Origin of the sequence: Streptosporangium sp. G11 (genome assembly GCF_051192615.1) — a bacterium.
GTDB lineage: Bacteria > Actinomycetota > Actinomycetes > Streptosporangiales > Streptosporangiaceae > Streptosporangium.
This window is the reverse complement of the sequence record NZ_JBPJUQ010000147.1, coordinates 1-10,235: the sequence shown is the minus strand read 5'-3', so window position 1 is coordinate 10,235 and position 10,235 is coordinate 1. Positions and strand designations below refer to the sequence as shown.

Here is a 10,235-nt window from a genome sequence, read left to right as displayed (position 1 = left end):
TCGCCTACGCCACCGCCGTGGCGACCACCCAGCTCAACACCCGCGCCCGCCGCTGGATCTGGGGCCGTCCAGCTCCCCATCCTCGTCAACGCCGACGCCGTTTTACCTACCTGCTTTGAGGAACGTCGCACTAGGGCACCAGGCTTGCCGCCGCGTCGACGAACGCGTCGATCAACGGTGATCGGCGCGACGCGAGCCAGGCCAGGCAAACGCGGTTCGGCTCGATGTCCTCGACCGGGATTCCGATGACGTCCCGGCGGGTGTAGAACGTCGCCGTCGACAAGGGGATGACGCTGATCCCGGCTCCGGCGGCGACCAGCTCCAGCTTCTCTTCGACGCTGTAAATCCGAGGCACTTCTGGGCGGTCGCGCTCGCGCAGTTCGAGGGCGATGTCCCGCCATTCCGGGACGGCGTTGGGGTCCTGCAGCAGGTGCTCGTCGGCGAGTTCGGTGACCGACACGAACTCCTTCCCGGCCAGCCGGTGCCCGGCGGCCACCATGACGACGCGGGGTTCCTCGAACAGCGGCCGTACGGTGAGCCCGCGCTGGTCGATTGGCAGCCGGACGATACTGATGTCCACGCGGCCGTCGTGCAGGACCGCCACCTGGTCGTGCCAGCTGGTGCGCAGCAGCCGGACGCTGACGTCCGGTCGGCGCTCGGCCAGCACCCGCACCGCCGGGGTGACCATGATGCCCGGCATGAAACCGACCGTGAGCACCGGCTTCGCTTCGGCCGCGGCCGTGACCCTCCGGTGCACGGCTTCGGCCGCCGCCAGCAGGTCTCGGGCATCGTCCAGGAGCTGTTCGCCGGCCGCGGTGAGGACCGTGGTCCGGCGGTCACGGATGAACAGGGGCGTCTTCAGCTCGTCCTCGAGGGCGCGGATCTGGCGTGACAGTGCGGGCTGGGCGATGTGCAGCTGCGCGGCGGCCCGCCCGAAGTGCAGCTCTTCGGCCACCGCGACGAAGTACCTCAGTTTCCGCAGGTCGAAGTCCACGTCGGTTCACCACTCCCGCTCCGGTCCGCCTCCATCATCGCAGGTCGGTGATGCCGCCGGGGCATCACAGCGCACGGAACGGGTCTTGGACGCGCCGCAGGTGCCCGGGTCACCGTGGAGGAGGAACGAATTCCGATTGAAGGGACAGCGATGAGGATCTTCCTCACGGGTGGTTCGGGTTACATCGGCGGCGCGACGATCGGGGAGCTGGCGCGGCTGGGGCACACCGTCGAGGCGCTCGCGCGCAGCGAACGCGCCGAGGCCGCGGTCGTCGCCGCCGGGGCGACGGCGGTCCACGGTGGCTTGACCGACCTCGACGTGCTCAACCACGCGGCCGCGCGTGCGGAGGCAGTGATCCACCTCGCGCAGGCCACGGGCGGTCAGGAGGACCTGGCGGCCGCCACCGCGATGCAGGACGGCGTCGGCGGCGGCACCTACGTGCACACCGGCGGCAGCTGGGTCTACGGCGACACCGACGGCGTGCAGGACGAGACGGCCGCGTGGAACCCGCCGGGGATCGTGGCCTGGCGCAAGGCCGTCGAGGACGCGGTGCTGGCCCGGGCGGCCGACGGCGGGCGGCCGGTCATCGTGCAGCCCGGTCTGCTCTACGGCGGTGACAACCGCCTGATCGACCAGTTCTTCGTCCAGCCGGGCAAGGAAAGCGGCGCGATCCCGTACATCGGCGACGGCGGCAACCACTGGGCACTGATCCACCTCGACGACCTCGCCCGGCTCTACGCGGCGGCGCTGTCGGCTCCGGCGGGCTCGGTGTACCTCGGGGTGGGCGGGGTCAACCCAACGGCCAAGGAGTTCGCCGAGGCGTGCGCCCGCGCTGCCGGGCTGGACGGAAAGACCGTCTCCATCACGCTCGAGCAGGCCCGCGAGCAGATGGGCCCGATCGCCGACGCGTTCGCCCTCGACCAGCAGCTCACCTCCGCGAAAGCGCAGCGTGAGCTGGGATGGACGCCCGTGCACACCGACCCGCTGAGCGAGTCCGCCGCCGGGGAGTGAATCTCCTGACTTTGCAAAGTAACAGCCAGGAGTTCGGGCGATCGCGACCACGACAGGAGCGAAGGCGAATGAGCTTGGAACCAGGGATGGATCGCGGGGCGGTGCTGTGGTCCGAAGAGGAGCGTGCACGCGGGTCACGGCCGCTGCTGGTGATGCTGCACGGCTGGAGTTACGACGAGACGCATCTGCACCGGCTGATCACGCCGCGATTGCCGGACGAGGTCGTGGTCGCCTCAGTTCGGGCGCGGATTGCCGAAGCCGGTGGGTATGCGTGGTTTCCCAGTGCGGGCAACCCGATCGGTGATCCTCGGCTGCAGGTGGCGAATGCGGCGGCGCTGGACGTGCTTTCGTGGCTGGAGACCGTCGAGGCGTCGTCGATCGGGCTGCTCGGCTTTTCGCAAGGCGGCGCCATGGCACATCAGCTCATGCGGTGGGCGCCGCACCGGTTCGCCTACTGCGTGAACCTGGCTGGGTTTGTCGTGCGGGACGAGCAGCCCGGTGACAAGGCGCTGAGTGTCACGCGGCCACCCGTCTATTGGGGCCGCGGGCGGGAAGACCGGGTCATCCCGCCCGGCGCGCTCGCTCGGACCGAACGGTGGCTCGCTCGCCACGCCACCGCCGAGGTGCACGTCTATCCCGGGCTGGGACACGACGTCCGCGGCCGGGAGATCGACGATGTCGCCACCTTTGTCAGCAAGCAGATCCGCTAGTGCGTTTTCGGCGTGGTTCGGTGCCGCGCCGGGTCAGGAAGGAGACATTCATACGCCACGACATCGAGTTCGATGCAGAGGAAGCGTTGCTGCGAGGTTGGTCTACGAGGCCGAGGAGACCAGCGGGCCGGCGCCGTGTGTCGTGATGGCCCACGGCTGGAGCTCGACGAAGCGGATATACCTCGATCGGTTCGCGGAGGTGTTCGCCGCGGCCGGGCTGGCCGTGCTGGTGTACGAAAACCGCGGCTGGGGTGATTCAGAGGCGGCGCCGGGGCAGCCGCGGCACGAGATCGATCCGTGAGTCCAGGTCGGTGACTACCGGCACGCCATCACCCACGCCCAGAACCGGTCCGAGGTGGACCCCAACCGCATCGGCGTGTGGGAAACCAGTTTCTCGGGTGCGCACGCCTACGTCGTCGCGGCGATGGACCGACGGGTGAAGGCGGTGGTCACACAGGCGCCGTTCGTCAGTGGCCGCGCGACGTACGCGAACCTGGCTCGGGTGGACAACCAGGTCGTCGGCCCGGACATCTTCACGGCCGACCACCGGGCCCGCGCGAGGGGCGAGGCCGCCGCGACCATCCCGTTCGTCGGTACCGACCACGGCCGGCTGGTCGGACTGCCGACGCGGGATTCCAACGACTGGTTCACCCGAGCGCGGGGGTGAGCTCGATCCGAGCTGGCCCAACGAAGTTACGCTGCGCAGCCTGGACAACTACTACTGCTACGAGCCGGCGAAGTACCTGCCGGACGTCACACCGACGCCGCTGATGATCGCCGGCAGCGAAGACGGCCTGACCGGCGGCAACCTCGCGGCCGTCGCCTACTCCAGCGCGGCGGAACCAAAGGACATCGTTTTCCTGCCTGGTGGCCATTTCGACGCCTACACAGGTCGGGGTTTCACTGTGGCTTCGCAGGCGGCGCGCGACTGGTTCGTGCGGCACCTGATGACTCCTTGACGCGCAGCAGGGCGCCGTCGCCCGGTTCACCCGTCGGATCGGGCTATTCCCGGACGATCACCGCTGACTGGAGGCGGAGCGCGTCCTGTCCCGGTGGAGCGCCGAACATCCGCCGGTACTCGCGACTGAACTGCGACGGGCTGTCGTAACCGACCGCGTGGCCGATCGCCGCGACGTCGTGCGGCGCCGCGATGAGTTCCATCCTGGCCTTCTGCAGCCGGATCTGCTTCTGGTACTGGAGGGGGCTCATCGCGGTGACGGCACGGAAGTGCCGGTTGAGGGAAGAGGTGCTGGTGCCGACTTCCGAGGCGAGATCGTCGATGTGGATCACGCGGTCGTACCGCGCTCGAACCCATTCGATCGCGCGGGCGACGAGCGCGAGACGGCTGTCGGCCATGCCCGCCTGCCTCATCAGGGCAGTGTGCGGACCGTTCAACAGCCGCCAGTGGATCTCGCGCCGCACGCCCGCTCCCAGGACTTTGAGGTCGCGTGGGTTGTCGAACAGCCGGAGAAGCCGGACCAGCGAGTCGAGCAGCTCGTCGTCCGCGTCGCTGATCGCCATCCCCGGCCCGTCGTGCGGGCCGGCCGCGACGGGCCCGCCGTCGACGAGCAGCTGCGCGATCGTCGCGGGCCGCAGGCGCAGGCCGAGCGTCAGGAACGGCTTGCGCGGGCTGGCGTCGATGATCTGGGAGATCAACGGCAGGTCGACGGTGAAGACCGCAGCCTGGCCGGGGTGGTGCTCGAAGACGCGATCGCCGAGGGCCGACCGTTTAGCCCCTTGCACGACCAGGATGAGCATGGGTTCGGTCACCGCGCTCATCGGTTCCGTGACGTGGGCGGCGGTGAACACCAGCACGTCGCCCAGCCAGGCCGGTCGCAAGTCGTCGCCGGCCAGCCGCGTGATGCGGCGCCCGAGTTCCGGGAGGTGGCTCACCGTTCGAGTGAAGCACAGCCGTGGCTCGCCGGTCCATACCCACTATCGGGGCGAACTTGAGCGGATCGTGCATCGGGTCGGGCGCATCGGTCTAGGTGATCAACCTCGGCGGAGGTTCACTGGGGGTGCGGGGAGATGGCCTCGCCGGTGTCTCACCGTCCAGCAACACGGAGGTCCACAGTGTCTCTCGACGCCTACGTCACGCTCGGCCGATCAGGTCTTCGGGTCAGCCCGTTCACGCTGGGCACGATGACGTTCGGGGAGGACTGGGGCTGGGGAGCCAGTCCGGACGAGTCGAAGAAGATCCTCGCGGCCTATGTGGACCGTGGCGGAAACTCGATCGACACCGCGAACCTCTACACCAACGGCCATGCGGAACACATCATCGGAGAGTTTCTCGCCGGGCGGCCGGCGTTGCGTGATCGGCTCGTCCTCGCCACCAAGTTCTTCGGCAACTTGTACGAGAACGACCCGAACGGCGGCGGACCCAGCCGTAAGGCGATCGTGCAACAGCTCGAGAACTCGCTGCGGCGCCTTCAAACCGACTACATCGACCTCTACTGGCTGCACAACTTCGACCCCGCCACGCCGGTCGAGGAGACCTTGCGCGCGCTCGACGATCTCGTCAGCGGGGGCAAGATCCGATACGTCGGGTTTTCGGACGTCCCGGCTTGGGCCACCGCCGAAGCGGCCACGATCGCGCGGCTGCGTGGCTGGGCTCCGGTGATCGCCCTGCAGCTGGAGTACTCACTGCTCGAACGGACCTCGGAAGGTGAGCTGATCCCGATGGCCGAGGCCATGGGCATGGGCGTGCTGCCGTGGTCGCCGCTGCGGGGCGGGTTCCTTTCCGGTAAGTACTCGAGCGCCAAGAAGACCGAGATCGACACCACCCGGGCGCGGATGCCCGGCGACGCCGAGCTGGTCGTGATCGACGCGCTCAACGTCATCGCCGGAGAAGCCGGTGTTCCGTCCGCTCAGGTCGCCCTGGCTTGGGCTCTGGGGCGGCCCGGGATCAGCTCTGTGGTGATCGGCGCGCGCCGGATGGATCAGTTCGAGACGAACCTCGGTGCCTTGGCCGTGACCCTGAGCGAAGCCCACCGTGCGGCGCTGGACGAGGTGTCGGCTCCGAAGCTGAACTTCCCCGCCGAAAACAACGCGGTGCTGGCGCCGAGCATGCAGTTCGCGGGAGCCACGGTAGATGGCCGGCGTTCGACGGTGTCCCCGTTGCTTCGCGCTGCCGACACCCGGTACTGACCGCCGTTCCTCGGTGGGAAGAGAGGCGAGATGACACCACAGTTCGCAGGCAGAACGGCGCTCGTCACCGGCGGTGGTTCAGGCATCGGGCGTGCGACCGCGCTCGCGCTGGCCGCCGAAGGCGCCTTGGTCACCGTCGCCGGTCGCACTCGGGACACGCTGGAAGAAACCGTGCGGTTGGTCCAGGCCAACGGAGGAGCGGCCCGCCACATCGTGGCGGACGTGACCGATGAGTCCGCCATCGAGGCCGCGGTCGAGGCCGCGATCGGGAACACCGGCCAGCTGGACATCGCCGTGAACAACGTCGGCTACGACGGGAAGTACCGGCTCACCGCCGAGTATCCGACCGACATGCTGGCCAGGGTGATCGCGATCAACGTCCGAGGTGTCTTCCTGTCGATGAAGCACGAGCTGAAACAGATGACGACGCAGGGCTTCGGCTCGGTGGTGAACATGTCGTCGGGCGCGGGACTGGTCGGTGTGGTCGGTTTCTCCGGGTACACCGCGACGAAAGCCGCGGAGATCAGGATGACCAAGACCTCGGCGCTAGAGGTCGCCCCGCTGGGTGTCCGGGTCAACGCGCTGTGCCCGGGCCTGGTCGAAACTCCGGTGATCGCGACCATGGACCCCGCGGCCGAGCCGATGAAGTCGCTCCTCGCGGCGCACCCGGTCGGCCGGATCGCCCAAGCCGCCGAGATCGCGGACGCCGTCGTCTGGCTCTCCTCCGACAAGGCCGGCTTCATCACCGGCGTGGCGCTGCCGATCGATGGCGGCTACACCGTGCCCTGACGCGCACCCGTGCCCGCCCCGACCACGACCAAGGAGATTCCATGCGCAGCGGTACCCCGAGCCCCGGTGAGGCGAAGCCACTCGGCACTGTCCAGGGCCTGGTGGGTGCGGCCGCCAGGCGGCTATGGCGGCTGCCGGCCAGGCGCAACCGGGTGCGGGTGAAGCGGAAGGTTGCGGTGCGGATGCGGGACGGCATGACCCTGCTCGCCGATCACTACGCACCGGTGACCACCGAGCCCATGCCCACCATCCTGGTCCGCTGCCCGTACGGCCGCGGATTCCCCTACGCGCTGCTGTCGGCCCAGCTTTACGCCGAACGCGGTTACCACGTCCTGCTCCAAAGCACTCGAGGCACCTTCGGATCCGAAGGCACCTTCGTGCCGGGCGTCAGCGAACCGGACGACGCCCAGGACACGGTCGCGTGGCTGCGCACTCAGGACTGGTTCGACGGACGCCTCGCCACAGCCGGCGGCAGCTACCTGGGCTTCACACAGTGGGCGTTGGCGATGGACCCACCGCCCGAGCTGAAGGCGATGGTCGTCATGATCGGCGTGCACGACCTCGCCGACGCCGCCTACCAGCAGGGCCCGCTCGACCTGTTCAATATGCTCAGCTGGGCCGATCTCCTCTCCCACCAGGAAACCGTCGGCCCGGTCGCCGGTCTGATCAGGATGGTGCGCGCCGAACGTCGGCTGCGCGGCGCGCTGGACCGGCTGCCGCTGCGCGGCTCGCTGGACGACCTGGGCGGAAAGGGCGCGTCCTGGTACGACGGCTGGATCGACCACCCCGACGTTCGCGATCCCTACTGGGAGCGGTTCCGGGTCACCGAAGCGCTGACGCGAACCACGGTCCCCACTCTGCTGATCGGCGGCTGGCACGACTACTTCCTCAATCAGACTCTGGAGCAGTACCGGACCTTGCGGTCACACGGCGTCGAGGTCGCGCTGACCGTCGGCCCGTGGACGCACCTCACCGTCGACAACAAGGTCTCGATGCCGCAGGCGATCTCGTGGCTGGACACCCACGCCTCAGGCCGTGCCGCCGCGCCCCGCGAAGCGCCGGTCCAGGTGTTCGTCGGTGGCGCCGGCGAGTGGCAGCAGCACCAGAGCTGGCCGCCCGGAGACACGTCGTCGACCACGTGGTACCTGGGGGTGGCGCGGCAGCTCACCCCGGCGGCGCCCACGGAGGGTGCCGGAACCACGCGGTTCCGCTACGACCCGGCGGATCCGACGCCGGCGGTCGGTGGACGTCTCATGGCTCCCAGCGGCGGAGCGCGGGACAACCGGAAACTGGAAGTGCGTGCCGACGTGCTCACGTTCACGACGGCACCGCTCACCGCATCCGTCGAAGTGCACGGCAGGCCGGTCGTGCAGGTGCACCTGGCGTCCGACAACGCCAATGCCGACCTTTTCGCCCGCGTCTGCGACGTCGACCCCGCGGGTCGCTCGGTCAACGTCACCGACCGGATCGTCCGGTGCACCGAGCCGGACACGACGCCCGGCGAAGTCCGCAGGGTCGAGATCACGCTCGACCCCACGGCACACCGGTTCGACGCCGGGCACCGGATCCGGTTGCAGATCTCGGGCGGCGCGTTCCCGCGGTTCGCCCGCAACCCCGGCACTGGAGAGGCCCCCGGGACGGCGACCGCGCTCAACCCGGTGACGCACACCGTTCACCACGACGCGGCCCACCCGTCGAACATCGCTCTGCCCGTGGTGAAACAACGCGCGCCGCGACAAGGTGCCGACCGGGAGATGCCCGGCGAGCAGCCCTGAGTGAGCGAGGCGGCCGGGTCGACGATGGTGGACGACCTGGCCGCGCCGGTCCAGGTCTTCAGCCTGCGGCGGTCAGTTGCGAAGGAAGTCCAGCGCCTGCCGGACAAACTGCTCGTGGTGCTGGAAGAGGGCCCCGTGGCCGGAGTCCGGGTAGATGCTCAGCTGAGCATTGGGCAGCGCCTGCGCGAGCGTGAACGAGCTGATGGTCGGGATCATGATGTCGTTGTCCCCGTTGACCACCAGGACGGGCTGCGAGACGTTCGCGAGGCCGGCCGGTGTGCTGCTGCGCTCCCACTTGGCCAGCGCGGTGACCTGGGCCCCGATGGTCTCGTTCGTGGCCGCGGCGTCGCGGTCGGTGGTGCGCTCCTCGATGCGGCCGAGAAACGCGTCGGCGGCCGCTTGGCTGCTCGCCGTCGGCGAGAAGAACAGGAAGTGCTTGGGGTGCTTGCCCGCGGCGGTCGCCTTTTCGATGGCTTCCTGCAACACGGCGAAGGCGTTGGCCGGTCCGGCGTCGCCCGCGGGTGACGTGCCGGCCAGGATCACGCGGCGGACGAGGTCCGGCTCCTGCTGGACGAACGCCTGCGCGACCATGCCGCCGAGGGAAAAGCCCAGCAGGTCGACGGTCGCCAGGCCGAGCGCGCGAACGAAGGCCGCGGCGTCCGCGGCCATGGCCTCCACGCTGTCAGGTGTGCTGCCGCCGCTGGCCCCCACGCCGCGCAGGTCGACCAGGATGACCCGGCGTTCTGCGGCCAGGCCGTCGACCACGGCGGGATCCCAGTCGTCGAGAACGGCCGTGAAGTGGTGCAGCAGGACGACCGGAACGCCCGCTCCCGTGCCGACTTCCCGGTAGGCGAAGGCGGTTCCGTCGACGTCCACCGTGCGGGTGGGGGCTTCGTTGTGACTCGTGGGCATGGGGTGGATCTCGTTTCTCTCGTGTTTCGGAAGCGATCCGTCATAGAATAACGATCGTTATATAACGATCGCTATCGTATAGTGACGGCAGCGCGATGGCAAGCAAGGAAGACGAGGACCCGGCGTGCGGTACCCGAAAGACCACAAGGAGACGGCGCGCGCCGCGATCCTGGCCGCGGCGGCTCGCCCGCTGAAGGAGAAGGGCTTCGGAGGCGTCGGCGTCGACGGTCTCGCGGCGGTCGCCGACGTGACGTCGGGAGCCATCTACTCGAACTTCGGCAGCAAGGAGGCGTTTCTCGAGCAGGTGGTGAACGAGCAGCTCGGGGCCGAGTTCGCCGTGATCGACGATTCCGATCCGGACGAGCGACGGCGCCGTCTCGCCGAGTTCCTGCACTTCTACCTCAGTGACGAGCACTGCGCGGCCGTGGCGGACGGATGCCTCATGCCGGCACTCAGCGCAGACGTCTCACGTGCGAGCGAGGCGGTCCGGGAGGCCTATGAGCGTCGGATGGCGGCCCTGATCGAGCTGCTCACTCCAGCCATGCCCGGTTCACCGGCGGAGCAGGAGGAGTGCGCATGGGCACTGGTGGCCTCAGTCGTGGGTGCTGTGACGATCGCCCGCGCTCTTCCGTCGGCCGATCGAAGTCGGGCGATTCGTGCGGCCACGCTTCGCTGCGTCACTGCGGTCATCGACGGTAGTGGTCCTGCCGTCGTCGGCTGACCACCATCGGCGGCGGTTTCTGATCATGGTGGCCGGGCAGGCGACGCTGGCCGCCGCGGTACTAGGGCTTGTGCGGACTTCGGATCTTCAGGTGGGTTGAAGGCTTCGGATCCACAAGATGGCTCCGCGTAGATGAAGGCCCGCGAGGTAGCTTTCGGGGGTCTTGTCGAAGCGGA

The 10,235-nt window shown here is 68.9% G+C and carries 12 protein-coding genes; 9 read left to right on the top strand and 3 right to left on the bottom strand.

What is annotated here, in order from left to right; translation table 11 throughout:
* Positions 1 to 130: 130 nt before the first annotated feature.
* The gene (locus ACSDR0_RS47595) at positions 131 to 994 is read right to left on the bottom strand and encodes a LysR family transcriptional regulator (protein WP_435295602.1); all 864 of its coding nucleotides are present in this window, start codon (positions 992 to 994) and stop codon (positions 131 to 133) included.
* A gap of 150 nt (positions 995 to 1,144) precedes the next feature.
* On the opposite strand from ACSDR0_RS47595, the gene ACSDR0_RS47590 reads away from it, so the two are divergent.
* From ACSDR0_RS47590 to ACSDR0_RS47570, 5 genes are all read left to right on the top strand, one after another.
* Positions 1,145 to 2,005, top strand: coding sequence for an NAD-dependent epimerase/dehydratase family protein (locus ACSDR0_RS47590; RefSeq protein WP_435295601.1), 861 nt, complete (start codon positions 1,145 to 1,147; stop codon positions 2,003 to 2,005).
* A 68-nt stretch (positions 2,006 to 2,073) separates the two neighbouring features.
* The gene (locus tag ACSDR0_RS47585) at positions 2,074 to 2,715 is read left to right on the top strand and encodes an alpha/beta hydrolase (protein ID WP_435295600.1); all 642 of its coding nucleotides are present in this window, start codon (positions 2,074 to 2,076) and stop codon (positions 2,713 to 2,715) included.
* Positions 2,716 to 2,812: 97 nt separating this feature from the next.
* Entirely contained in the window at positions 2,813 to 3,016 is a 204-nt protein-coding gene (locus ACSDR0_RS47580) for a hypothetical protein (protein ID WP_435295599.1), read from the top strand.
* 27 nt (positions 3,017 to 3,043) lie between these two features.
* On the top strand, positions 3,044 to 3,382 hold the full coding sequence (locus ACSDR0_RS47575; protein ID WP_435295603.1) for an acetylxylan esterase: 339 nt from the start codon (positions 3,044 to 3,046) through the stop codon (positions 3,380 to 3,382).
* A gap of 103 nt (positions 3,383 to 3,485) precedes the next feature.
* The gene (locus tag ACSDR0_RS47570) at positions 3,486 to 3,674 is read left to right on the top strand and encodes a hypothetical protein (RefSeq protein ID WP_435295598.1); all 189 of its coding nucleotides are present in this window, start codon (positions 3,486 to 3,488) and stop codon (positions 3,672 to 3,674) included.
* A 43-nt stretch (positions 3,675 to 3,717) separates the two neighbouring features.
* Here ACSDR0_RS47570 and ACSDR0_RS47565 read toward each other — a convergent pair whose 3' ends face one another.
* On the bottom strand, positions 3,718 to 4,608 hold the full coding sequence (locus tag ACSDR0_RS47565) for an AraC family transcriptional regulator (protein ID WP_435295597.1): 891 nt from the start codon (positions 4,606 to 4,608) through the stop codon (positions 3,718 to 3,720).
* A 180-nt stretch (positions 4,609 to 4,788) separates the two neighbouring features.
* Here ACSDR0_RS47565 and ACSDR0_RS47560 point away from each other — a divergent pair, with 180 nt between their 5' ends.
* Genes ACSDR0_RS47560 through ACSDR0_RS47550 form a run of 3 tightly spaced genes read left to right on the top strand, consistent with a single transcriptional unit; the run spans position 4,789 to position 8,426 of the window.
* Positions 4,789 to 5,862, top strand: coding sequence for an aldo/keto reductase (locus ACSDR0_RS47560; RefSeq protein ID WP_435295596.1), 1,074 nt, complete (start codon positions 4,789 to 4,791; stop codon positions 5,860 to 5,862).
* 30 nt (positions 5,863 to 5,892) lie between these two features.
* On the top strand, positions 5,893 to 6,651 hold the full coding sequence (locus tag ACSDR0_RS47555) for an SDR family NAD(P)-dependent oxidoreductase (protein ID WP_435295595.1): 759 nt from the start codon (positions 5,893 to 5,895) through the stop codon (positions 6,649 to 6,651).
* 41 nt (positions 6,652 to 6,692) lie between these two features.
* Positions 6,693 to 8,426 carry a CocE/NonD family hydrolase gene (locus tag ACSDR0_RS47550; RefSeq protein ID WP_435295594.1) on the top strand — a complete coding sequence of 578 codons (1,734 nt, stop codon included), beginning with the start codon at positions 6,693 to 6,695 and terminating at the stop codon, positions 8,424 to 8,426.
* Between the two features lie 72 nt (positions 8,427 to 8,498).
* Here the strand turns inward: ACSDR0_RS47550 and ACSDR0_RS47545 are convergent, their stop codons facing one another.
* A complete protein-coding gene (locus ACSDR0_RS47545) occupies positions 8,499 to 9,338 on the bottom strand; it encodes an alpha/beta fold hydrolase (RefSeq protein WP_435295593.1) in 840 nt (279 codons plus the stop codon).
* 124 nt (positions 9,339 to 9,462) lie between these two features.
* On the opposite strand from ACSDR0_RS47545, the gene ACSDR0_RS47540 reads away from it, so the two are divergent.
* Positions 9,463 to 10,059, top strand: coding sequence for a TetR/AcrR family transcriptional regulator (locus tag ACSDR0_RS47540; protein ID WP_435295592.1), 597 nt, complete (start codon positions 9,463 to 9,465; stop codon positions 10,057 to 10,059).
* The last annotated feature ends 176 nt before the right edge of the window (positions 10,060 to 10,235 follow it).